Origin of the sequence: Arthrobacter sp. AK01 (genome assembly GCF_021109375.1) — a bacterium.
Classification (GTDB): domain Bacteria; phylum Actinomycetota; class Actinomycetes; order Actinomycetales; family Micrococcaceae; genus Arthrobacter.
In genome coordinates this window covers 83148-106108 of sequence record NZ_JAJOHP010000001.1, presented here as the reverse complement: position 1 = coordinate 106108, position 22961 = coordinate 83148, and the positions used below count along the sequence as shown (strand labels likewise).

General features: G+C 62.6%; 19 protein-coding genes. 8 read left to right on the top strand and 11 right to left on the bottom strand.

The window, feature by feature from the left end; translation table 11 throughout:
* Positions 1-75 precede the first annotated feature (75 nt).
* Genes LN996_RS00480 through mtrA form a run of 3 tightly spaced genes read right to left on the bottom strand, consistent with a single transcriptional unit; the run spans position 76 to position 4398 of the window.
* Positions 76-1788 (bottom strand): LpqB family beta-propeller domain-containing protein, encoded by a 1713-nt coding sequence (locus tag LN996_RS00480; RefSeq protein WP_231337995.1) that lies wholly within the window; start codon positions 1786-1788, stop codon positions 76-78.
* Positions 1785-3752, bottom strand: coding sequence for an MtrAB system histidine kinase MtrB (gene mtrB / locus LN996_RS00475; protein WP_231337994.1), 1968 nt, complete (start codon positions 3750-3752; stop codon positions 1785-1787). The genes LN996_RS00480 and mtrB overlap by 4 nt, the downstream gene beginning before the upstream one ends.
* Positions 3724-4398 (bottom strand): MtrAB system response regulator MtrA, encoded by a 675-nt coding sequence (gene mtrA, locus LN996_RS00470; protein ID WP_014922244.1) that lies wholly within the window; start codon positions 4396-4398, stop codon positions 3724-3726. The genes mtrB and mtrA overlap by 29 nt, the downstream gene beginning before the upstream one ends.
* Positions 4399-4621: 223 nt before the next feature.
* Here mtrA and LN996_RS00465 point away from each other — a divergent pair, with 223 nt between their 5' ends.
* The 6 genes from LN996_RS00465 to LN996_RS00440 are packed head-to-tail and all read left to right on the top strand — an operon-like array spanning position 4622 to position 10957.
* Positions 4622-5893, top strand: a complete 1272-nt coding sequence (locus LN996_RS00465; RefSeq protein ID WP_231337993.1) for a hypothetical protein — start codon at positions 4622-4624, stop codon at positions 5891-5893.
* A 50-nt stretch (positions 5894-5943) separates the two neighbouring features.
* Positions 5944-6582, top strand: coding sequence for a DUF4129 domain-containing protein (locus LN996_RS00460; protein WP_231337992.1), 639 nt, complete (start codon positions 5944-5946; stop codon positions 6580-6582).
* Entirely contained in the window at positions 6579-7781 is a 1203-nt protein-coding gene (locus LN996_RS00455; RefSeq protein ID WP_231337991.1) for a DUF4350 domain-containing protein, read from the top strand. Before LN996_RS00460 ends, LN996_RS00455 begins: the two co-directional genes overlap by 4 nt.
* Entirely contained in the window at positions 7778-8881 is a 1104-nt protein-coding gene (locus LN996_RS00450; RefSeq protein WP_231337990.1) for a MoxR family ATPase, read from the top strand. Before LN996_RS00455 ends, LN996_RS00450 begins: the two co-directional genes overlap by 4 nt.
* Before the next feature lie 32 nt (positions 8882-8913).
* Positions 8914-10206, top strand: a complete 1293-nt coding sequence (locus LN996_RS00445; protein ID WP_231337989.1) for a DUF58 domain-containing protein — start codon at positions 8914-8916, stop codon at positions 10204-10206.
* A gap of 25 nt (positions 10207-10231) precedes the next feature.
* Positions 10232-10957 carry a DUF4166 domain-containing protein gene (locus tag LN996_RS00440; RefSeq protein ID WP_231337988.1) on the top strand — a complete coding sequence of 242 codons (726 nt, stop codon included), beginning with the start codon at positions 10232-10234 and terminating at the stop codon, positions 10955-10957.
* Positions 10958-11002: 45 nt separating this feature from the next.
* Here the strand turns inward: LN996_RS00440 and LN996_RS00435 are convergent, their stop codons facing one another.
* Both LN996_RS00435 and LN996_RS00430 read right to left on the bottom strand, forming a co-directional pair.
* Entirely contained in the window at positions 11003-12037 is a 1035-nt protein-coding gene (locus tag LN996_RS00435) for a hypothetical protein (protein WP_231337987.1), read from the bottom strand.
* 3 nt (positions 12038-12040) lie between these two features.
* Entirely contained in the window at positions 12041-12430 is a 390-nt protein-coding gene (locus tag LN996_RS00430) for a chorismate mutase (protein ID WP_231337986.1), read from the bottom strand.
* Positions 12431-12579: 149 nt separating this feature from the next.
* Between LN996_RS00430 and LN996_RS00425 the strand changes: the two genes are divergently transcribed.
* Positions 12580-13236 carry an NADPH-dependent F420 reductase gene (locus tag LN996_RS00425; RefSeq protein ID WP_231337985.1) on the top strand — a complete coding sequence of 219 codons (657 nt, stop codon included), beginning with the start codon at positions 12580-12582 and terminating at the stop codon, positions 13234-13236.
* 72 nt (positions 13237-13308) lie between these two features.
* On the opposite strand, the gene LN996_RS00420 is transcribed toward LN996_RS00425, so the two are convergent.
* From LN996_RS00420 to LN996_RS00405, 4 genes are all read right to left on the bottom strand, one after another.
* Complete coding sequence (locus LN996_RS00420; protein WP_231337982.1) at positions 13309-15015, bottom strand: ABC transporter ATP-binding protein; 1707 nt, start codon at positions 15013-15015, stop codon at positions 13309-13311.
* A complete protein-coding gene (locus tag LN996_RS00415; RefSeq protein WP_231337981.1) occupies positions 15012-16025 on the bottom strand; it encodes an ABC transporter permease in 1014 nt (337 codons plus the stop codon). The genes LN996_RS00420 and LN996_RS00415 overlap by 4 nt, the downstream gene beginning before the upstream one ends.
* Positions 16026-16027: 2 nt before the next feature.
* Positions 16028-17119 (bottom strand): ABC transporter permease, encoded by a 1092-nt coding sequence (locus tag LN996_RS00410; RefSeq protein WP_231337980.1) that lies wholly within the window; start codon positions 17117-17119, stop codon positions 16028-16030.
* 129 nt (positions 17120-17248) lie between these two features.
* A complete protein-coding gene (locus LN996_RS00405) occupies positions 17249-18877 on the bottom strand; it encodes an ABC transporter substrate-binding protein (RefSeq protein ID WP_231337979.1) in 1629 nt (542 codons plus the stop codon).
* A 246-nt stretch (positions 18878-19123) separates the two neighbouring features.
* Here LN996_RS00405 and LN996_RS00400 point away from each other — a divergent pair, with 246 nt between their 5' ends.
* Complete coding sequence (locus LN996_RS00400; protein WP_231337978.1) at positions 19124-19951, top strand: caspase family protein; 828 nt, start codon at positions 19124-19126, stop codon at positions 19949-19951.
* A 30-nt stretch (positions 19952-19981) separates the two neighbouring features.
* Here LN996_RS00400 and LN996_RS00395 read toward each other — a convergent pair whose 3' ends face one another.
* A complete protein-coding gene (locus LN996_RS00395) occupies positions 19982-21607 on the bottom strand; it encodes a hypothetical protein (protein WP_231337977.1) in 1626 nt (541 codons plus the stop codon).
* 108 nt (positions 21608-21715) lie between these two features.
* On the bottom strand, positions 21716-22855 hold the full coding sequence (gene mnmA, locus LN996_RS00390) for a tRNA 2-thiouridine(34) synthase MnmA (RefSeq protein WP_256491624.1): 1140 nt from the start codon (positions 22853-22855) through the stop codon (positions 21716-21718).
* Positions 22856-22961: the final 106 nt, after the last annotated feature.

Genomic DNA, 22961 nt, shown 5'->3' with positions numbered 1-22961 from the left:
TGCCCAGTTGCCGGCTCGGCCGGAAGTCGCTGTGAGCCCTATGTGGACAATCGACCCGGCACTTCTGGTGGCAGGTCAGCCCGGGAAGGCTGGCTCCGTAGGCCCCTTCAGCTGGAGCTCCCAGCCATTTCCGACACGTTGGAAAACGCCCGCCTCCGATTGGCCATAAATCTGCTCGGAGCCGTTTCCGGCGCTGAGGCTGGTCAGCCCGTCCCAAGGTGCCAGCTGTTGAGGCTCGCCCGTTGCCAAAGACAAGAGCTCGGGAACCACGGTTGCGGTGGCCGAACTGGACATCACTGCCACCGTCGAGCCGTTGACCCAGACACCTTGGTCAGCCGTGGCAGTGCTCAGCAGGGTGACAGGAGTGGTGAGGTCCTTGGGAACGCCGTCGGGATTCCGGACGATTCCGGTGATCTGCACCGTGGACTTTCCATTCGCCTCGGAAATAACCAGTGCCCGGGTCCCTTCCCTGGAGACCCTGAAGTCCTTGACGGTCCTTCCGGACAACCAGGAGGGAGTCAAGGTGACGTTGGGTATGGCCATGCCGGGTGCAACACCGGTGGGCTTGAATGCCACGACCTCGGCGGCCCCGTTGGCACCCGGTCCTGCCGTCCATACCCAGTCGTGCGGACTGAAAGAGGGGCCGGTCAGGGTGCTCCGGGTGGTCAATTGACGTGCGGGTTGCCCGGGTTCGATCGCGTACAGAGTTGTCTTATCACCGTTAAGGAATGCGGCCGTTTGGGACACCGGAGACTCCGCCGGCGAGTGGGGCCCCAATCCAGCTACCGATTGTATGTCCGGCAGCGGAGTGATCCGGTTGTTCTCATAGCGCACCAGGTCACCGTTGTTCACCGCGATTTGGCGGGCGGGAACACTCTTGTCCAGTACTGGGGGCAGTACGGTGCCGTTGTCTTCAACCCGCACAAGGTCCTGGTCCGCACGCAACTGGACGTTGATGACGTCGGGCTGGTCCCGGAAGGTCAAAGCCAACTGGTTTTGCATCCTCTGGCGGTCTTCCGCAGAGGCCTCGAACAGTTCCTTGGCAGACAGGTCCACCTGCGCAGAGCCTGATACGACCGGCACGGATTCCCGTGCAAGCTTCATCCCGGACGGGAACGCACTGACAACTGCACCTCGAAGGTAGGGAGCCGGACCAGCCAGGAGTGCGCTTGTCATGGATTTGACGGTGTTCTTCTTGATGAACCACCTGTAGTCAGGAACAGCGTAGGTAAACGTGGGGTCGTAGAAGTAGATGGGATTTGCCCCATAAATGACCTTGAATGTTTCCTCCGGGATAGCCGTGCCATCCGGCACCTTGGAAATCCGCCACTCCCCTTCCACCTGTTCAAGTGTCAGCGGGATGGTCTCCTTGGTCCCCGGCGGAAATTGGGTAGCAACGCCGTCAGCATCCACCGAATAGGCGAGGTCGAGTTCGTAAAGGTACTCATTCTCAGCGGCGGACTTGACCACCTGCGCCTCACGGAAAACTATGGCGCGCTTGTCAGGCTTCCATGTAACCGACTGCGCTTGGGTCAGATACTGGCGCGCCACAGGATAGTCGTCCTCGTAGCCGCTGCCGGCCATGTAAAAGTCCTCAATGACAGTCTCGGGACTTGAACCGGCGCGTGGGGCCGCAGGAAAGAACACGGGCGCATTGGGATTGCCTGCACCCTCGTCCTTGCTCTTGCCAACTGGACCGGAACGGGGAATCTGCGCACAGGAGGCGACCAAAACCATCAGCACCGCCAGGACGGCCACAACCGCCTTGGAGTTCCGGAGATGCATCATGCTCCCTCCTCGGCGCCATCGTCGGCCACCATGGGCCGGCCGGTTCCAGCCTCGGACTTTTGCGGAGGACTTCCTAATTCTGTCCCAAGTATGAGCATTTGGCGCTCGGTCCCGGCCCCGGGAAACTTAATATCTGTGGGTTCAAGCTGCAGCGGCGATTTCACGATGGTGCCTCCTTGCCTGAGTGGCAATGTCAGCCGGAAATTGGAGCCGGCCCCCTTGCGGCCCCAGGCCTGAAGCCAGCCATTGTGCAACTTGGTGTCCTCAGCCGCGATGGAGAGTCCCAGGCCGCTGCCCCCCGTGGTTCGCGCCCGCGCGGGGTCCGCCCGCCAGAAACGGTCGAAGACCCGTGCAGCTTCTGCTTGACTCATCCCAATGCCATGGTCCCGCACTGACACAGCTACGGCATCGTGGTTGGCGGCAACTGATATGTGGATTGGCTTGCCCTCGCCATGTTCCAGGGCGTTGAGCAGCAAGTTGCGGAGAATCCGGTCGATTCTCCTGGAGTCCATTTCCACCACAATGCTCTTTTGCCTGGCATTGAGCCTGACATCGGACCCATATTCCACCGCCACGGGTGCCGCACCCTCAGTGACGTGGGAGATCACTTGGAAGATGTCCTGGGGTTCTGCGTCCAGGACGGCAGCGCCGGCGTCGAAGCGCGAAATCTCCAACAGGTCCGAAAGCAACGACTGGAAGCGTTCCACCTGGTGGTAGAGCAGCTCGGCTGATCTTTTGTTCATGGGGTCGAAGTCCTCACGGGCTTCGAAGAGGACCTCGGCCGCCATGCGGACGGTGGTAAGCGGGGTACGCAGTTCGTGGGACACATCTGAGACAAAGCGCTGCTGCATTTGCGACAAAGTTGCCAACTGGGTGATCTGTTCCTGCAGGCTGGCAGCCATATGGTTGAAGGAGGCACCGAGCCTGGCGACCTCGTCTTCCCCTTTGACCACCATGCGTTCCTGGAGCTGGCCTGCCGCGAGCTTTTCCGAGACTACGGCGGCATGGCTGACAGGACTGACCACATTGCGCGTCACGTACCACGCGATGGCCCCGATCATGAGGACAAGGGCTGCGCCGCCTGCCCAGAGGACGTTCTGGATTTCGTCCAGTGTTTGTTGGGCCGTGTTGAGGTCGTAAATCAGGTAGAGCTCGTAGGACGTGCCATTGAACGTCACCAAGTTGCCGACGGCGATGCCGGGGCGGTCCTCATTGCCTACAGGGAATTGGGTGGAAGCCCAGAACTGCTGCTTTCCGCCTTCCTGGACAGCCTTGCGCAACTCCGGCGGTATGACCCTCACCGTCAGTTGGTCGGACGCGCGTGACTCGACCCAGCGGTTTCGCGGCTTTGTTTGCTCCGGTTTCGCTTCAAAGACGTATCTGCGCTGGATCACTGAACCCCGGCCCTCCACGGCAGTCAGTGTGTCGTAAACCAACGTGATGACACTGGACTGGTCGGTGACCTGCGCGCCGTCGAACGTGTCCTGGACCTGCTTGACGTTGTAGCGCGACTCGGACTCGGCCTGGGCCAGGCGTTCCTGGAAGAGGTTGTTCGCGATTTGGTTGGACAAGTACGCGCCGACAATCGCAAAGGACGTGACAGCGAGCAGCAACGTGGTGAGGACTGTTCGAAATTCCAGCGATCGCCGCCAACGCCGAAGCAAGGACCGCCAGAGGTATCGAAGTCCCGGCCTGATCTGGCGCACGCCGAAGGACACCAGCCGCGAAACCCGAAGAATCAGGATGAGTCCGCGTCGGGTCCAGATTCGTCCGCGCGACAGCAGCCACGACAGGTTCCGGGTCTTCGGTCCCGACCCCTCCTGGGACTGTTCGGGGTCGGTTGATGGTGCCGGCGTCAAAGGCTGGACACCGGCCGCTTCCGGACCCCTTGGTTCAAGGTCCTCGTCTGTCGCGCCGGCCTTGCCGACCGGAGACTCAGGAACCTGCTTTATATCCGACACCACGCACCGTCAAAACGACCTCGGGCGCCTCCGGATCACGCTCAATCTTGGACCGCAGGCGCTGGACGTGCACATTGACCAGGCGCGTATCCGCGGCATGGCGGTATCCCCAAACCTGTTCAAGGAGCAGCTCGCGGGTAAAGACCTGCCAAGGCTTGCGTGCCAGCGCGACCAGAAGATCGAACTCCAGGGGGGTCAGCGAAATCCGCTCACCGCCGCGCGTGACCAAGTGGCCCGCGACGTCGATGGTCACGTCCGCGATACGCAGCGTTTCGGGGGCCTTCTGGTCGCCCGGACGGAGCCGCGCACGAACCCGCGCCACGAGTTCAGCCGGCTTGAAAGGCTTGGGCACGTAATCGTCGGCACCCGATTCAAGACCCCGGACGACATCGGACGTATCAGACTTTGCAGTGAGCATGACAATGGGGACGTCCGACTCACCACGGATCTGCCGGCACACTTCAATGCCGTCAGAGCCCGGCAACATAAGATCCAACAGCACCAGGTCCGGCTTGGAAGAGCGGAAGACCTCCAATGCCTGGCCGCCATCTGCGCAGAACACCGGCTCGAAGCCATCATTGCGCAAGACGATGCCAATCATCTCTGCGAGCGCTTCGTCGTCGTCAACTACCAGAATGCGTGCCTTCATAGTTATATATTCCCTTATCACCAAGTCTTTGTCCCGTTGGGCACGGCGCACGGCATGGCGCCCCATGGGCAGTTCCACCGTACTGCACAACAGCGCCACTCCGCCTTTGCCGGCTGGCCGGGCGGCGGGCTATGAGGGACGACGACGGGACTATAGGCTGGGTGCCAAGGTCCGTATGGGGGACGTCGGATGTCGACGGGCCGGGTCTTATGGGGAGGATATCGTGTCACAGCCAGAGCACGGCCAAAATCCATCGCCGGGCAGTCAGCCCGCGCCGGGCAACCAGCCACAGTGGGGCGGCCAGCCACAGTGGGGCGGTCAGCCACAGTGGGGTGGTCCCCCGGCCTGGGCGGCACCGCAAAGCGGTGGTCACCAAGCCCAACCCACCCCTGGATGGCCGCCGGGCCCATCTTATGGACAACCCTTCTATGTTGCTCCTCCCAAACCTGGCGTTATCCCCCTGCGTCCGCTCCAGTTCGGAGAGATTCTGGACGGGTCCTTCCAGACGATTCGCCGCAACGCGGCATCGATGTTCGGTTCGGCCCTGATTGTGCAAGCCCTTGGGGCGGTGTTCGTCGGCATCGTCACGGTGGGGATGTTCCAACTGTCGATGTCTTTTGAATCCGTGACCTCCGAAGCGGAATTCAACGACGCCATGGGCCCCTTCCTCGCCATCATGGCAAGCACCCTGGGCGTCTCGGTGCTGATCGGTTTTCTGGGCTCGGTCCTTCAGGGCGTCCTGGTAGTGCCGGTAGCCCGCTCGGTCCTCAACCGACGGACCGGCTTCAAACAGATGTGGAAGCTCGCCGGCCGACGGATCTGGCCGCTGCTGGGCGTTGCGGCCTTACTGACTTTCGGCGGGATACTCGCAGTCGCGGCCATTGTGGGCGTTTCGGTCCTGTTGTTCACGGCCATGGGACCCGGCGCCTTGCTCGTTGTCCTGCCGTTGGGCCTCGGTTCGATAGTGGCCTTTGTCTGGGTCGGACTGAAGCTGATGCTGGCCCCTGCCGCCATTGTGGTTGAGCGGACCGGCGTCTACGACGGACTCCTCAGGTCCTGGCAACTGACAAGGAACAACTGGTGGCGCATCTTCGGGATCACCCTTGTTGTCGCCATCATGGTGGGCATCATCGCCCAGATAGTGCAGATCCCTGCTTCCTTGGCGGCGGCAGCCATTGGTGGTGTGGTTGCCCCCCACCCCGATGCCGAAACCGTTGCTTCCACGCTGGTGGTCACCACAGTGATTTCCTCGGCAATCGGCGCGCTGGTCGGGTCCGTCACTTTCGCCTTCCAGGCCTCCGTCTTCGCCTTGATCTATATGGACCTCCGCATGCGTCGGGATGGTTTGGACGTTGAGCTGATGCGGCTGATGGAAACCGGCGACGATCCGGAGGGCATACCGGGCGGTGCTTCGAGTCGGCTCGCAAGCACATTCCAGCCACCGAACGGCGGGCAGTTTCCGTCCGCTCCTCCCGGGCCGCGTCCACCGGCATGAGGGTTCCGCCGTGGGATGCGCCCGTCGCCCTGGCAGCCATGGAACCACCTGTGACGCCCGACCGCGACGAGGCGCGTCGTTGGGCCGCCGAAGAACTGTCCAAACCCCAGTACCCTGACGCCCAGCCCAGCTGGTTGGACCAACTGTGGCGTGATTTCCTGGACTGGCTGACGTCCTTGGAGGGGGACGGAGCGGGCTCCGGACCGGACTTTGCTGCTCCCTTGATAGTCGCGTTGGCCGTTGCGCTCATCATCGTTGCCGTCATTGTGGTCCGCCCCCGTCTGAACGCCCGGCGAAAGGCCGCCCACGCTGACATCTATGGGGACGACAACACCATGGATTCAGACGGCTACAGGAAACGCGCGGCAACCGCGGCCGACGACGGCGACTGGCCGGCCGCCGTCGTCGACCAATTCCGGGCGCTTGTCCGCTCAGCTGAAGAGCGTGACGTCATTGAAGTCCGAGCCGGAAGAACGGCCGATGAAGCGGCAAGGCAACTAGGGCAGGTCTTCGGTTTCGCACAGGCCCGGCTTGACGCGGCCGCCCGCCTCTTCGACGCTGTGCGCTACGGCGAACAGGGCGCCACTGCATCCGGCTACGAGGCCGTCCGCCAGCTGGATGGTGACCTTCTCGGGGTGAAGCCCGACTTCGCAGGGCAGGCGCACGCCGGATTTGCGGTGCCCCGATGACCACGCAGGTGAGGGATGAAGCCCGGCCGCGGGGCCATGCGGCCGACGTCGGACTTCCCCCGGGCCAGGGGTTCGCAACCTGGTTCCGGAAGCACTTGGCCTGGATTGGGATCGGCGGATTGTTGGCTGGCCTTGTTGCTTTTCTTGCCATCTCCAGCGTGTCCGCCTCGAAGGATCCACGGCCGCTGTCCGCACACAATCCAGCGCCCGATGGTGCCATGGCCGTGGCCGAAATACTGGGGCGCCAAGGCGTATCCGTCACGCCGACAAACACCTTTGAGGACACCATGGCGGCCTTGACCAACCAAAACGGCGCCACTGTCCTCGTCCATGATCCGCGGGGGTTCCTTGATCAAACCCAACTGGCAGACCTCATGGCCGGGGCTGATCGGGTAGTCCTGGTCAAGCCACGGCTCAAAACAATAACGGCGGTAAATCAAGGCTTCCGTCCCGGTGGCGTGGTTCCTGAAGCAACAAAGGTCATCGATCCCGGATGTGATCAGGACGACGCCAGGGCGGCAGGCAGGATCTCGGCACAAGGCTCCATCTATTCGGGGCCGGTAGTCTGCTATGCCTTGCCGGGCAATCAGTCAGGCCTCTATGCCGCGTCGGCGGACAGCCGGGTAATAGTCCTTGGCAGCACGGATCTGGTTGACAATCAACACCTCGCATTGGAAGGCAACGCCGCCGTTGCGCTCCGTACCCTTGGCGCCAACGCCAACCTCGTCTGGTACCTACCGGGAATCGAGGACCTCTCGGCGGCTGGCTCGGCCCCCACGCTGAACGAGTTGGCGCCGCGTTGGCTGGCTTTCGCCGGACCTTGGCTGGGACTCGTGGTGGTCCTGGCCATCGCTTGGCGTGGCCGACGCCTGGGCCCGCTGGTGTTCGAGCCACTTCCCGTGGTGGTCAAGGCCGCGGAAACTGCAGAAGGCAGGGCACGCCTTTACCAGGACTCGCGGGCTGTGGGGCTTGCCGCGGGCAATCTACGGGCAGGGGCATTGACCCGCTTGGCCAAGCACTTCAGCCTCGGCGCAGACGCAACCAAGGACGCCATTGTGGACGCCTGTGCCCAACACCTGGAGCGGCCTGCAGCGGACATACGGTCCGTCCTGATCGACTTTTTACCGGAAAACGAAGGACAACTGGTGCAGTGGGCACAACAGATCGAACGAATCGAACAGGAGGCGACCGCCCGATGAGCAGCCAGCCGAACAGCTACACGGACAGCAACAGCCAATACACGGGCGGTGCCCCGCAGCAGCAGGGCCTCCCGCAGCAGAGCGTGGCGCCAGGCAATGACGCCCTGGGAAGTGGTCACCGCACTGCAGCTGGGGAGCCGCGGACAACTGATGACCCTGCCCGCCAATCCCTGCTGAATGTCCGGGCCGAAGTGGCGAAGGCGGTTGTCGGGCAGGACCCTACGGTCACTGGCATGCTTATTGCGCTGCTTTGTGGCGGCCACGTGCTCCTGGAGGGCGTCCCCGGCGTAGCAAAAACCCTGCTGGTGAGGGCCTTGTCCACCGCGTTGAGCCTGGACACCAAGCGTGTTCAGTTCACCCCGGACCTCATGCCCGGCGACGTTACGGGCTCCCTCGTCTACGACTCCCATTCTTCCGAATTCACGTTCCGCGAAGGTCCCGTCTTCACCAACATCATGCTCGCGGACGAGATCAACCGTACGCCGCCGAAGACCCAGGCGTCCCTCTTGGAGGCCATGGAGGAGCGTCAAGTATCCGTGGATGGAGTTTCGCGCCGGCTTCCGAATCCGTTCATCGTGGCCGCCACCCAAAACCCGGTGGAGTACGAAGGTACTTATCCCTTGCCTGAAGCCCAGCTGGACCGGTTCCTCCTCAAGCTCACCATGCCGCTGCCTGGAAGGGCCGAGGAGATCGAGGTGATCCGGCGCCATGCCGCCGGTTTCGATCCGCGAAACCTCGCCGCTGCAGGTGTGCGGGCGGTGGCGGGCGCCCTCGAGCTTTCCGCTGCCCAGGCAGCAGTAGCGCATGTAGTTGTCGCTCCCGAGATCCTCGGTTACATCGTTGACGTTGTACGCGCCACGAGGTCCGCGCCTTCCTTCCAGCTGGGAGTCTCGCCCCGTGGTGCGACGGCACTGCTCAATACCTCCAAAGCATGGGCGTGGCTGTCCGGGAGGTCCTTCGTCACTCCGGACGACGTCAAGGCGTTGTCGTTGCCGTGCCTTCGGCACCGGGTTGCCCTCCGTCCGGAAGCACAGATGGATGGAATCCAGGTGGACGATGTCCTGGGCAGCATCCTCGCTTCGGTTCCGGTGCCGAGGTGAGCTCCGGCCGGATCCTGCCCGGGGCGGCCTGAATGGCCATCACGGGTCGTTTCGTGCTGCTTGCCCTGGCCGGATTAGTGCCGTTGGTGTTGTTTCCCGCAGGAAGCACGGTTCTGTTCACTGGCGTCGGGTTACTGATGATGCTGGTACTTGACGTGCTCCTGGCGGCGTCGCCTGCAAAGCTCGGACTGGACCGCCAACAGCCCGGAAACGTGACCCTGCAGGGCAGGGCGGACTCTGTTGTGACGCTCACCAACCCCACCCGTCGGAAATTGCGGGCCGAGGTAAGGGACGCGTGGCAGCCCTCTGCCGGTGCCGTGCATCCTGTCCAACCGTTGGTGGTCCCCCCGGGCGAGCGGCGTCGCATGAGAGTGGAGCTGGTTCCCAGCCGCCGCGGTGACCTGGAAAGCCCCCACGTCACCATTCGTTCCTTCGGACCACTCGGCATGGCGGCCAGGCAACGGACGCGCATCCTTCCCGGTCAGCTGAGGGTCCTGCCGCCTTTCCACTCGAAGCGCCATCTGCCCTCCAAGCTCCGCAAGCTCCGGGAGCTGGATGGCAGGGCAGCCGTGCAGATTCGCGGGGCCGGAACAGAATTCGATTCCCTCCGCGATTACGTCCGCGGTGATGACGTCCGGTCCATCGATTGGCGCGCCACAGCACGCCGGACATCAGTGGTTGTCCGGACGTGGCGCCCGGAACGCGACCGGCGGGTGGTCATTGTCCTGGATACCTCTCGTACAGCCGCCGCCAGGATCGTGGACGAGCCCCGCCTCGATACGGGAATCGAAGCGGCCTTACTGCTCTCGGTACTTGCCGAACGCGGTGGGGACCGGGTTGACTTCCTTGCTTACGACCGCCGGCTCCGGGCCCGGGTCGAATCGGCGTCCAAAGGCAACCTCCTGGGCCAACTTGTCCAGGCCATGGCTCCTTTGGAAGCGGAACTGATCGAACTGGACTGGCAGCAAATCCCGGCGCAAGTGCGGGCGGTCTCGGCGCACCGCTCGCTGGTGGTGCTGTTGACGGCGCTCGACGGCGGCGCCCCCGAAGAAGGGCTCCTCCCCACTGTGGCGCAATTGTCCCGCCAACACGTGGTGGTGGTTGCTTCGGTACGGGACCCCCTGCTGGCGGCCATGAAGGAAGAACGGACCACAGCAAGCCAAGTGTTTCGTGCCGCCGCCGCCGAACGGGCTTTGTTGGAAAGGGCAGCAGTGACAGCCCAGCTCCGGCAACTGGGGGCCGAGGTGGTCGATGCAGAGCCGCTGGAGGTTCCACCCCTGCTCGCCGACACGTATATCCGGCTCAAAGCCGCCGGAAGGCTCTAGTTCCCATTGTCCGGAAAGGACTGCCATGAACGCCCCGATCTACCAGCTCGCACTTGGCGATGACTTCACCAAGCTGACCCCGGAGCTCCAGGACTACTTCTCGCTGGCCGCCGGTTCCGGTTCCTACGGAATAGGGGAAGGCACCTTTGACGTGGTGGGTTGCCGGCAGAAGTGGCTGCGTCCCCTGCTCGCCCTCACGGGGAGCGAGCAAGCATTCTTCCCGGAGTACGGCGAGGGCATCCGGTTCCGCATCGAGAACCACGCACACATTGATCCTTTTGGACGCCCTGCCCTGACTGCCCGGCGTGAGATCTATTTTCCCTCCGGGACAAGGCTGTTCCACGATACAACGAGCGCGGTCATGCCGGACCACGGCCGGCAGAGCGGACCGGAGCGGGCCCATCTGGTGGACCACGTGGGACGGTATCGGCGGCTGGTGACGGATCTGGATGTCAGTGTCACCACCGAGGGCAGGCTCCGTGGTGTTTCCAAGGCGAGCAGGCTGTTCCTGGGCCCCCTTCGACTTCCTTTGCCGGCAGCGCTGGACGCGCGCGCCTATGCGGAGCAGTGGTGGGACAGTGCCGAGGGCAAACACCGGATCCAGGTCAAGGTGATCCAGCCACAGATCGGATTGGTCCTCGTGTATGCCGGACGCTTCGACTACCGGTTGGTGCCGTACCTGCCCGGAGCAGCACCGGGCACAGCCCTGCCGCGCTACGCAGAACCAGACCGTTGGGAAAAGAGGATCTAGCGCGGCCGCCTTCAGCCCTGCGTCACCGTCACCGCTGTGCCAACTTCACCCTTGTGCCAACTGGTCCAGCCCGTCGGCTGTCTGGGTCAGTTTCTTCAGCACATCCATGGCCGCTGAAGGCTTGAAGCCCGCGAGGCCCGAGGAGGGTGTGACGCGGATTCCGGCCAGGCCCGAGGCCGGCAGGCCAAGCTGACGCCACGGCTTCCAGATACTCTCAACAACGTCTGAAGTCCGGGGCAGCCGCCCTTGCGGGTCGCTGATGTGCAGCGCCCCGGCCCACACGCGTTTGCCGCTCTCCACAGCGCCCGCGAGCTGTTCCCACTGGCGGGTGGTCAGTGCCCTCAGGGGAACGGCGACGCCGTCGGCTCCTGCAGCAAGAATCCGTTCGATCGGCGCCTCTACCTCCGGAACGGAGACCACAGTCTCGACGACGCCTGCAGCCTTGAGTGCCTCGATCACCAGACGCCATGCCGCCGTGACTTCTTCGCCGGCCACGGACCGGAGCGTGCGGTAGCCACTCGCCGTCGGGATCGTCCCAGCCATAACCGAGGCGATATCCGGTTCGTCCACCTGGACCACGATGCCGGCGCCTGGAACTGCCGCCGAGATCCGACGGACATGATCGGCGACGCCGGCGGCCAGGGACTCCGCGATGTCCCGGCGGGCTCCGTAGTCCAGTAGCGCCCGTTCGCCGTTGTGCAGGTGGAGGTTCGCCGCGAGGCTCAGGGGACCCAACAACTGGATCTTGAGTTCCGCCGCAGAAACGTCTTCGGCGCCCGCAACGTCGGCAAGGATATTGATGTCCGTCGACAAAGCCGAGCGTGCGCGCCGGGCGTCCTTTCCTGGCCTGTCAACCAGGCGCCACCCGTGCGGTTGGACGTCAAGGGCCAGGTCAACAAGCAGGGAGCCGGTCCGCCCAACCGGATCCGAGCCCACTCCGCGGTCCGGCAGCTCGGGCAGGAACGGAAGGTGGGGATCCCCCAATTCGCCCCGGATTATCCGGATTGCCTCCGCAGGATCGCTGCCTGGCCAAGGGCCCAGTGCAGTGGCGCTGGCGCGCTGGTCATTCTCGGACGACATCAACTATGCCTGCAGGCGTGAAATCTGGTGATCCTCTGCTATGGCTTCGTGGTGGCGGATCACTTCGCTGATGATGAAGTTCAGGAATTTCTCCGCGAAGGCGGGATCAAGGTGTGCATCCTCGGCAAGCCGGCGCAGGCGGGCAATCTGGGCAGACTCGCGGCCCGGGTCTCCGGCAGGAAGCTTATGCGTGGCCTTGAGCACCCCTACCTTTTGGGTTGCTTTGAAACGCTCCGCGAGCAGGAATACGAGTGTTGCGTCGATGTTGTCGATGCTTGACCGAATGGACAGCAGCTCATCCATGACGGCACGGTCCACCTGGCCGGCCAAGGAACTCGCTGCCGGGTTGAAGGAATCGGCGTCATCGGAAAGGGCGTTGTTGTGCTCGGTCATGCATCCCAGTCTATGGTGCCGGGCGGCACCGCCGCGGGTGTTACCTTCGCACGTCGGACCCAACAGGCCAATGCGGCAAAGTCGGTTTCCCCGCGGCCGGGATCGGAGCACAATGGCAGCATCACTGCTGGTTTGGCAAAGGAGCTTCCATGAAAATCGCGGTTCTGGGCACGGGTATGGTGGGGCACGCCCTGGCGGGCAAGCTGGTGTCCTTGGGACATGAAGTAACCATGGGATCCCGGGAACCCGGCAATCCGAAGGGAGAGGAATGGGCCCGGCAGGCCGGCACACAGGCCCATGCCGGCTCCTTCGCCGATGCAGCAGGGCAATCCGAGCTGATTGTGAACGCCACGCCGGGCACTGTGAGCCTGGCAGCCCTCGGCGAGGCAGGCGAAGCCAACCTCAAGGGCAAGATCCTGCTGGACGTGTCCAATGCCCTGGACTCTTCGAGTGGCTTTCCCCCATCACTGGCCGTATGCAATACGGACAGCATCGCTGAGACCATCCAGCGGACATATCCGGACGTTCGGGTGGTCAAATCTCTGAATACGGTCAGCGCGCCGGTCATGGTGGAGCCGGCCAGGCTCCCCGGTCCCCATGACATTTTCATGGCTGGCAATGACCAAGGGGCCAAGTCCACTGTCTCCGGGTTGCTGCAGGAATTCGGCTGGGCACCTGAGCACATCAGGGACCTTGGCGGCCTCGACGCTGCCCGCGGATTGGAGATGTGGCTGCCGCTATGGCTCCGGATCTTCATGCAGCAGCCGCAGGGAAAAATGTTCAACATCGGTATCGTTTCCGAATAGCCCGAGCACCTCCAGCACAGGAAAGGCACGCCCCTCGCCATGGGGCGTGCCTTTCATTTACCAGGGCCGGGTCTAGCCGCCCAGCAGCGCGCGGTGGGCTTCCCGCCGTCGTGCCTGTTCGTCAGGGTCCGGTACCGGCAGGGACGCAATGAGCCGCTTGGTGTAGTCGTGCTGAGGCGAGCCCATCACATGGTTCCCGATCCCCTGCTCCACCAGTTGGCCCTTGTAGAGAACCCCCACCCAGTGGGACAACATGTCCACCACAGCGAGGTCGTGGCTGATGAACAGCGCCGCAAAACCGAACTGCTCCTGGATGTCCTTGAACAGGTCCAGGACCTTCGCCTGAACGGAAACGTCCAAGGCGGAGGTGGGTTCGTCGGCGATCAGGAGGCGTGGGTTCAGCGCCAGCGACCTCGCCAAGGAGGCGCGCTGCCGCTGCCCGCCGGACAGCTCGTGCGGGTAGCGTTGCGCGTACGACGCCGGCAGCTGGACTGACTCGAGCAGCTCACCTACCTTTTTCCTCGCCTCAGCCGCGCTCGGCTTGGTGTGGATCATGAGCGGTTCAGCGACGCACTCACCGATGGTGAGGTGCGGATTGAACGAGGCCGCCGGATCCTGGAAGACGAAGCCGATCTCCTTGCGGAGCGGACGGAAAGTACGCTCCTTGAAATCCAGCATTTCGTAGCCCAGCACCTTCAGGCTGCCGCCGGTTGTCCGGTTCAGCCCCGCAATGGCCCGTCCGATGGTCGACTTGCCCGAGCCGGACTCCCCCACCAGGCCAAAGACCTCGTTCTCCGAGACCGTGAAGCTGACGTTGTCCACGGCTTTGAACCCGTGCCTGCCGAACCTGCCCGGGTATTCGATGGTGAGGTTCTTCGCTTCCACCAGGATTTTGCCGTCCTGGTGGAGGCGCCCCCGGGCGCCTTCCGAAGCCGAATGGCGTCCCAGGTGCGGCACGGCCGCCAGCAGCTTCTTGGTGTAGTCCTCTTGTGGATCAGCGAAGAGGACCCGGGAAGGAGCTTCCTCCACCACGTCGCCCTGGTACATGACCACTACCCTGTCCGCGAGATCGGCAACCACACCCATGTTGTGGGTGATGAGCACAATCGAGGTCCCATAGTTGTCCCTCAAATCACGCAGGAGCTGCAGGATTTCCGCTTGAACCGTGACATCCAACGCGGTGGTCGGCTCATCGGCCACGATCAGCCCCGGGTTCAGGGCCAGCGCCGCCGCGATGACCACGCGCTGTTTCTGGCCGCCGGAGAACTGGTGCGGGTAGTAGTTGACCCGGGTTTCAGGGTCGGGGATACCCACCTTGCGCAGTGCCTCGGTTGCCCGTTGCTTTGCCTCCTTGGCGGAGACGCGCTTGCCGTCGGTTGCGTGCGCCCGGATGCCTTCGGCAATTTGCCAGCCAACGGTAAAGACGGGATTCAAAGCCGTGGAAGGTTCCTGGAACACCATGGCCACATCGCGTCCGCGGATCTTGCGGAGCGTGGATTTGCTGACGCTGATCACGTTGTTGCCGTTGATCACCACCGCGCCCGAACTAATGGCTGTTTCCGGGAGCAGGCCAAGGATGGTCTTGGCGGTCACGGTCTTGCCGGATCCCGACTCGCCCACGATCGCAACGACTTCACCAGCCTTCACGTCAAGGCTTACGTCCTTGACGGCGTGCACATCGCCGCCATCGGTGGCGAAGGTGACCTGGAGACGGTCGATGGTGAGAACCGGCTGGCCACTGCCCGCCCGGTCCGACACATTTCCAAGGTTGGTGGTCATGGCTTACCTGCCTCTGCCGGGGTTGACGGCGTTGTTGGTGCTGCCGGAGTCCCTGGCGCGGGTGTTCTGCCCGCGCGCTTGCGTCCACGGATCCGGGGGTCGTTGAGGTCATTGATGCTTTCGCCCACCAATGTCAGGCCCAGGACTGTGAGCACGATCGCAATACCAGGGAAGACTCCCGTCCACCAGATACCGGATGAGGTGTCAGCCAAGGCCTTGTTGAGGTCGAACCCCCATTCAGCAGCGGAAGTGGGCTCGATGCCGAAGCCAAGGAAGCCCAGGCCGGCGAGCGTCAGGATTGCTTCCGAGGCGTTAAGGGTGAACATCAGCGGCAGGGTCCGGGTGGCATTCTTGAAAATGTGGCGTCCGATGATGCGCATGCTGGACGCGCCCAGGACCTTGGCCGACTCGACGAACGGCTCAGCCTTCAGCCGGATGGTCTCGGCGCGGATAACCCGGAAGTACTGCGGGACGAAAACCACGGTTATGGAGAACGCACAGGAGAAGATGCCGCCCCAGAAGCTGGACTGGCCACGGCTGATCACGATGGAGATGACAATGGCCAGGAGGAGGGTGGGGAACGCGTAGATGGCATCCGCGACAACCACTAGGATCCTGTCCAGCCAGCCGCCGAAATAGCCACTCAGCAGGCCGAGGGCCACACCGAGGAACAGGGACATCGCCACTGACACGATGATCACCGTCACGGCGGTCTGCGAGCCCCAAATGACACGCGACAAAACGTCGTAGCCACCCACTGTTGTTCCCAGCAGGTGTTCACCGCTGGGGGCTTGTTGGGTGGGGAACGAACCCGACTCATCGCTGAGCTGGGAGTAGCCGTACGGTGCCAGGAGTGGTGCGAAGATGCTGGTCAGGATGAAAAGCCCGCTGAGGACGACGCCGACGATGAGCATGCCGCGCTGGAGGCCCACGCTCTTCTTAAGGTGCGAAATCACGGGAAGCCGGGAGAACAACGGCTGCTTGGGTGCGGTCAATGCAGGAGTACTCATGGTCAGTACCTCACTCGGGGGTCGATGAGCGCGGCGATGATATCCACGATGAAGTTGGTGACTGCAACGATGATGGCCAGGAGCACCACGATTCCCTGGACGGCGACAAAGTCGCGGGCATTCAGGTATTGCACCAACTGGTAGCCCAGTCCCTTCCATTCAAAGGTGGTTTCGGTCAGGATGGCACCGCCGAGCATGAGGGCAATCTGCAACCCCATGACGGTGATGATGGGAATGAGAGCCGGCTTGTAAGCGTGTTTGGTCACCAGCCGGAACTCACTGACGCCCCTGGAGCGACCGGCCTCGATGTAGTCCTTTCCCAACGTGCCGATGACGTTGGTACGCACCAGCCGCAGGAAAACACCAGCAGTCAGCAGGCCGAGTGCTATGGCGGGAAGGACGGCATGGGAAGCGATGTCCCCCAATGCCATGAAGTTTCCGCTCCGTAGTGCGTCCAGCCAGTAGATACCGGATGGCGCCGCCAGGCCGCTCATGGTCAGTTCAGTCCGGGTGGAGGCGCGCCCCGCCACCGGGAACCATCCAAGCCACACGGAAAAGGTCAGCTTGAGCAGCAGGCCGGAGAAGAACACCGGAGTGGCGTAGCAGAGGATCGCGAAGAACCTCAGCAGAGCATCCGGAGTCTTGTCGCGGTGCTGGGCTGCGATGAGCCCGAACGGAATGCCGACTGCCAGCGCCACGATCAGTGCGTTGATGGAAAGCTCAAGGGTGGCTGCACCAAAGGTGGTCAGCACCTCCACCACTGGTCGCCGATCGGTGATGGTGGTTCCGAAATTGCCGGTGATGAGCTGGCCAAGGTACTCGAAGTACTGGACCAGGACCGGCCGGTCATACCCGGCGTCGTGGATGCGCTGGGCCAGGACATCCGGGGGGAGGCGTCCGCCTTGGGATGCGGTGATGGGGTCTCCGATGACCCGCATCAGGAAGAAGACCAGCGTTACGAGGATGAAGACGGTGGGAATGATCAGGAAGAACCTGATCACGATATATCTGCCCAGCCCTCCCCCGCCTTTGGACTTGCTCTTGGGAGCTACGATGCCGGGCTCAGCCTCGGGTACATCTATAAGTGTTGTCATTTGCTACCTGCATTTCCTGCCCGTGGATTACGCGGGGTTGTCTCATGCGTGCCGGCCATGTTGGTGGTCAGCAAAGGAGGCGGGACACCGGATCAGTGTCCCGCCTCCCTTCTCATCACAAAGGTGCGGCTACTTGGAAATTACTCCGAGACGGAACTTGAAGGACGGATCCAGGGTCTTGTCGACGCCGTTCACGCCACTTCCGACCACCGCCACCTGAGCACCCTGGAGCAGGGGCAGGGTGGAGATGTCCTTGGCCAGCGCGTTCTGGACTTCCTTGATGTCCGCTTCTCGCTTGGTCTTGTCTGCTTCAGTGAGCTGCTTGCCGATGAGCTCGTTCACCGTGGCGTTGTTGTAGTGGTTCTTCAGGAAGCCGCCCTCGGGGAAGAACGGAGTGAGGTAGTTATCGGCATCGCTGAAGTCGGGGAACCAACCAAACTGGAACAACGGGTACTCGTCGGCACGGCTGGCCTTGCTGTACGTGACCCATTCGGTGGACTGCAGGTTCACCGTGAAGAGGCCGGACTTCTCCAACTGCTCCTTGACCATGGCGTATTCGTCTCCGGAGGATCCGCCGTAGTGGTCCGGGTTGTACTGCAGGTTCAGTGCGACGGGTTCCGTAATGCCGGCGTCGGCCAGGACCTTCTTGGCCTTGTCCAGGCTTGGCTTTCCCGCATCGCCGTAAGCATCCTTGAAGGACTCGTTGGCGCCGAGGAAGCCGCTCGGAACGTTGGAGTACAGGGGCAGGTAGGTGCCCTTGTAGACCTGATCGGCAATGGCCTGGCGGTCAACGAGGTTGGCCACGGCCTGGCGAACGGCGAGTGCCTTGGCCGGGTCTGCGCCTGCAGCCTTCGTTCCGTACGGCATGGTGTCGAAGTTGAACGTGATGTAGCGGATTTCGCCACCCGGTCCGGTAAGGACCTTGACCTTCGAGTCCTTGCGGAGGTCGTCGATGTCCGTAGCGCTCAAGCTGCGGAAGGCAACGTCAATTGCTCCTTGCTGGATTTCCAGCTTCAGGTTGGTGGGGCTGGCGTAGTACTTGATGGTGGCTGCCTCGTTCGCGGGCTTGCCAAGAACGCCTTGATAGTCGGCGAAGGCCTTGAAGCTGACAAGTTCGTTCTTCTTGTAGCTGTCAATGGTGTACTGGCCGTAGAACGCGTTCGCCTTGATGATCTCGTCGTCCGAGAGGACCTTGTCGGCCGGGAAGACTTCATCGTCCACGATTGGCGCGGCGGGGCTGCTGAGGATCTGGCTGAACGTTTGGTCGTTTGCGTTCTTCAACTTGAAGACCACAGTGGTGGCGTCGGGGGTGCTCACGCTCTCGATGTTGGTCAGCAACGATGCCGGACCAGCGGGGTCGTTAATGGCCACTTGCCGATCAAACGAGAACTTGACGTCCTTGGAATCCAACGTGTGGCCGTTGGCCCATTTCAGCCCGGACTTGAGCTTGACAGTGTATTCCGAGGGTGCTGTGAACGACGACGATTCCGCGAGGTCCGGTACTGGCTCCGCACCGCCGGGCTTGGAGTTCAAGAGGAAGGAGTAGATCTGGTTCATCACCATGAATGAACCGTTGTCGTAAGATCCGGCCGGGTCCAGGGACGTGACCTTGTCTGTGGTGCCGTAGGCGATGGGGCCCGCGGCAGCCGGGGCAGATGATGAGCCGCCGCCGGAGGGTCCCGTGCATGCCGTCAAAGCGAGCGCGGAGATGCCCGCCAGCGCGATAACGCCGTGCAGGGCCTTCTTGTTCAGTGCCATCTGGTGAACCTTCTGTTCGATGGATTCGGCGCGCCGCCGTGGGATATTTGTGACGGCGCACACTCTTAGTGCCTCGATTCAACCAGACTTCGAAGGATACGAACCCTTGAAATAGTGATTTGAGACACAAAATTTACTTTCCAGTAGCTTCATTCGCCTGTCCAGGGCCATTGTCCCGGTAGGGGTGCGGGAATATCGTTGTCGAAGGGTCTCCACTCACTGAACGACAGCCCAAAGGACAGGCACATGAGCAAGGCAGCACTCTGTGTAGGGATCAACAAGTTCAAGTTCCTACCGCAATCGAGTTGGCTCAACGGCTGCGTCAACGATGCCGAAGACCTCGCCGAAATGATGGAGAAACACTACGGCTTTGAAAGTTCCGCCATCACGGTGCTGCGCGATGCCAAGGCAGTGAAGAAAACGGTGATGGCCGAACTCAACAAGTTGGTGGACACGGCGGTGGCGGGCACAGCCAACCACATCGTCTTCACTTTCTCCAGCCATGGAACGCAAGTGCCGGACACCAACGGAGACGAGGGCGACCGCCTGGATGAGGCCTTCGCATGCTACGACATCAACAATTCCGGTGATGCCTGGGATCCGGACACCGTGATCTCGGACGACGAGCTGGCAGCGCTGTTCGCCCGGCTCCCCAAAGGTGTGCTCATGGATGTTGTGCTGGACACCTGCCACAGTGGGACCGGGCTCAAGTCTTTGGACCTGATTCCCGGTCGCCGCCCCCGCTTCCTGCCGGCCCCTACGCCCCGCGCAGTCATCGCCAACGAATCCAAGGAAACCCGCAGCCTGAGGGACATGGTCAGGACCGCGAAACTCTCGACGCCGGTCTTGATGGCCGCTTGCCGTTCTGACCAGACAGCCGCAGATGCCTTGATCGATGGGCGGTATAACGGTGCGTTCACCTACAACTTCGTGAAGTCCCTGCTGGGCGACAGCACGGTGGGACGGGCTGAGATCCTGAAGCAGGTCAGCAAAGGACTCAAGTCCGGCGGCTTCGACCAAATCGCCCAATTGGAAGCTTCGACGGCAGCAGGCAAGGCTGCTTGGGGCGCCTGACCCGCGCTGCCCGCTTCATCCCCTCATCAGCTAGTCGCCCGTGCCATGGAACTTGTCCCGGACTCCGGACGAGGCAGCTTCTTCGGCATCATGACGTTGGTCGGAGCCAAATAACTGTCCTTGGCGCTCCCTGTCCATGACTGGTTTCAGGGCGGCATACACAAGGCGGCCGCCGGCGTCGAAGCGCAGCAGCCCTCCCCCACGGATGTCCACGAAGTCCCTCCGCGTCCTCAGGCCAAGGCGGACGTACGCCTCCCGTCGGCTCATGCGGACCGTCTGGATGAACGAGGCCCCTATCTCGGAAATGATGAAACCGTCCGGGGAGACACGCTCAGAGGTGCGTACACGCGTGGAACTCAGGGGCGTCCGCCGTTCAAGCCGCGCCGCCTCCAGGAGCCGGGGATTCTCCCAGACGAAACGTTGCACCTCCTGGGGGTCGGAGCCGAGGGCAGAAAGCCTGATGGGATAACGGAGTCCCTGGTAATTGTCCACGCCGCTGATGTTGTTCATTGACACTCGACGGATACCGATCGCGGAGAACTCAGTTTGGAGTGCCTCGCGATACCCGTAGTTGTCTTCGGGAACCATGTCCACGTCAGCGGCAATGATGCCGCGCAGGAGATCCCGCCACGAGACGTCAACCGGAGGCATATACGAGAGTCCGCGAATCACCATCCTCAAGACCCTGATAGCCACGATCGAACCCGATTCGGCCTTCTGTTGGAGGCTTTGGCTGTCCCCGAAGCGGGCGTTCCGTTCCGACCACAGTCGTTGGACGGACCGTAGCACCGCACCCACCACGACGGCGCCGCGCGCATGGGGCTCCGGCATTGCCTGCCAGTCTTCCGGCACGGCGCCGACGAAAGGTTCACGCAAGGGACCGCGGGCAAAAAGGTCGCGTGCGAAGTCGAAGAGGGAACGCATCAGGACGGCATCATCCACAACCTGCCCGGCCTCAAAACCACCGCCTGCCGCTTCGAGTTGCCGGTAGACCACTTCACGGGATGAGAAGACGGAAAGAATGGCTACGATATCGGCCAAGGCTTCGTGCATGGCCAGTTGCTCCATGGTGGCCATCTGGTCGGCCCAGGCCGGCCGGAAACCATCCAGAATCGCGTGCGTCACTTCGTGGGCAACGATGTCGCGATAGAGGGCAGTCGGCACTTTGTAGCCCATTCGGTCCACGGACCCGAAGCGAATGACGTTGGTTCCGCGCTCATAGCCTGTGTCAGTGGCGGTGATCAAGTCCCGCGCCTTGAGAACCACCCGGCCCTCAGGATTCCATGGCATGCGCCTGCCGAGCGTGCTTTCAAAAATGTCCAAGGTGCTCATCGCCACGCCATAGACGTGCTGGGCCAGGAAACGGGTGTCATCCAAAAGTTCACGTAAGCCCGTTGGCGGAGGTTCCGAGACCAGCTGCCAAGGATCTCCCTGTTGGGTCAGGGTCACCGGGGACACCGTAGTGCCGCGCCACTTCCGGATGTGGATGGCGTAGCGGTGACCCGTGGGACCACGCCTTAGGCGTTCCACCGGAATGCGAACCTGGGCTGTCAGCGGGGGCGCCCCCGAGGCGCCAATCGGCCCCTCGGCCAGAACGGTCACGGAGACCATCTGCCCGGCTTTGATGTCTCCCGGACTCTTCTTTGGAAATGCCACAGTCATCGCCATCCCGAATGCGGACCCCAAACACCGCAGCGGAAGCGCTGCTTAGCCCAGTATGGAGTCGGTGGAATCCGGTGGCAATAACTACTAGGGCGCTGGAACCTAAAGCGCTACGCGCTGAAGAGAGCGGGCGGCGTCGATGGTCGCCTGGCCCAAGACCCGGCTGCCCTGGTAAAGGACCACGGTCTGGCCCGGAGCCACACCGCGGAGCGGATCGGTCAGTGTGACAACGAGCTCGGCCCGCTGAACACCCGATTCGTCGTCGACCAATTCAACGTGTGCCACCGCTGGAACGGGGTCACCGTGGGCCCGCACTTGGGCATGGCAGTCAAAGTCGGCGCCAGTAGCAACCTCGGAGATGGGCAACCCTGCCCACGAAACCTTGATGCCCCTGATTTCGTCGATGGCCAGCAATGCTTCCGGTCCCACAACTACCTTGTTTTCCTTGGGACGGATCTCAAGGACGAAGCGTGGTTTGCCGTCAGCCGCGGGGGTTCCCAGCTTGAGGCCGCGACGCTGTCCCACCGTGAAGGCGTTGGCGCCGGGGTGTTCTCCCACCTTGGCCCCGGTCTCGTCAACGATGTCGCCGGTGGTCATGTCGATCTTTTCGGCGAGCCACCCACGGGTGTCGCCGTCGGAAATGAAGCAGATATCGTGGCTGTCGGGCTTATTGGCCACGGACAGGCCCCGACGTTCCGCTTCGGCGCGCACTTCTGCCTTGGACGGGGTCTCCGCCAGCGGGAACATGGAGTGCTTGAGCTGCTCATGGGTCAGGACGCCGAGGACGTAGCTCTGGTCCTTGGCCCAATCTGCAGCCCGGTGGAGTTCTCGGTTGCCGTCGGCATCTTCGATCACCTTGGCATAGTGCCCGGTGCATACGGCGTCGAAGCCCAGGGCTATGGCTTTCTCCAAGAGGGCTGCGAATTTGATGCGCTCGTTGCACCGCATGCAGGGGTTGGGGGTGCGGCCAGCGGCGTATTCGTCAATGAAGTCCTGGACGACGTCTTCCTTGAAGCGTTCCGAGAAGTCCCACACGTAGTAGGGGATGCCCAGGACGTCGCAAGCACGCCAAGCGTCACGGGAGTCCTCGATGGTGCAGCAGCCCCGGCTTCCGGTGCGCAGGGTGCCGGGCATCCGCGACAACGCGAGGTGGACTCCGACGACGTCGTGTCCGGCCTCTACGGCGCGGGCGGCGGCCACGGCGGAGTCCACTCCGCCGCTCATTGCTGCAAGTACTCGCATGCTGGCTTTCTGTATTTGGGGCTATGGCATCGATTCCGGCTCAGGATAGCCGGGGTGCCCATCTATTCTAGCTTGCCGTGCAAGGGCTGCGCTAAATCCCTTGACC

Coding starts and splice junctions, on each gene's coding strand:
- LN996_RS00480 (WP_231337995.1), bottom strand. CDS start 1,788: ATGATGCATCTCCGGAACTCCAAGGCGGTTGTGGCCGTCCTGGCGGTG.
- mtrA (WP_014922244.1), bottom strand. CDS start 4,398: ATGAAGGCACGCATTCTGGTAGTTGACGACGACGAAGCGCTCGCAGAG.
- LN996_RS00455 (WP_231337991.1), top strand. CDS start 6,579: ATGACCACGCAGGTGAGGGATGAAGCCCGGCCGCGGGGCCATGCGGCC.
- LN996_RS00450 (WP_231337990.1), top strand. CDS start 7,778: ATGAGCAGCCAGCCGAACAGCTACACGGACAGCAACAGCCAATACACG.
- LN996_RS00445 (WP_231337989.1), top strand. CDS start 8,914: ATGGCCATCACGGGTCGTTTCGTGCTGCTTGCCCTGGCCGGATTAGTG.
- LN996_RS00440 (WP_231337988.1), top strand. CDS start 10,232: ATGAACGCCCCGATCTACCAGCTCGCACTTGGCGATGACTTCACCAAG.
- LN996_RS00435 (WP_231337987.1), bottom strand. CDS start 12,037: ATGTCGTCCGAGAATGACCAGCGCGCCAGCGCCACTGCACTGGGCCCT.
- LN996_RS00430 (WP_231337986.1), bottom strand. CDS start 12,430: ATGACCGAGCACAACAACGCCCTTTCCGATGACGCCGATTCCTTCAAC.
- LN996_RS00425 (WP_231337985.1), top strand. CDS start 12,580: ATGAAAATCGCGGTTCTGGGCACGGGTATGGTGGGGCACGCCCTGGCG.
- LN996_RS00420 (WP_231337982.1), bottom strand. CDS start 15,015: ATGACCACCAACCTTGGAAATGTGTCGGACCGGGCGGGCAGTGGCCAG.
- LN996_RS00415 (WP_231337981.1), bottom strand. CDS start 16,025: ATGAGTACTCCTGCATTGACCGCACCCAAGCAGCCGTTGTTCTCCCGG.
- LN996_RS00410 (WP_231337980.1), bottom strand. CDS start 17,119: ATGACAACACTTATAGATGTACCCGAGGCTGAGCCCGGCATCGTAGCT.
- LN996_RS00405 (WP_231337979.1), bottom strand. CDS start 18,877: ATGGCACTGAACAAGAAGGCCCTGCACGGCGTTATCGCGCTGGCGGGC.
- LN996_RS00400 (WP_231337978.1), top strand. CDS start 19,124: ATGAGCAAGGCAGCACTCTGTGTAGGGATCAACAAGTTCAAGTTCCTA.
- mnmA (WP_256491624.1), bottom strand. CDS start 22,855: ATGCGAGTACTTGCAGCAATGAGCGGCGGAGTGGACTCCGCCGTGGCC.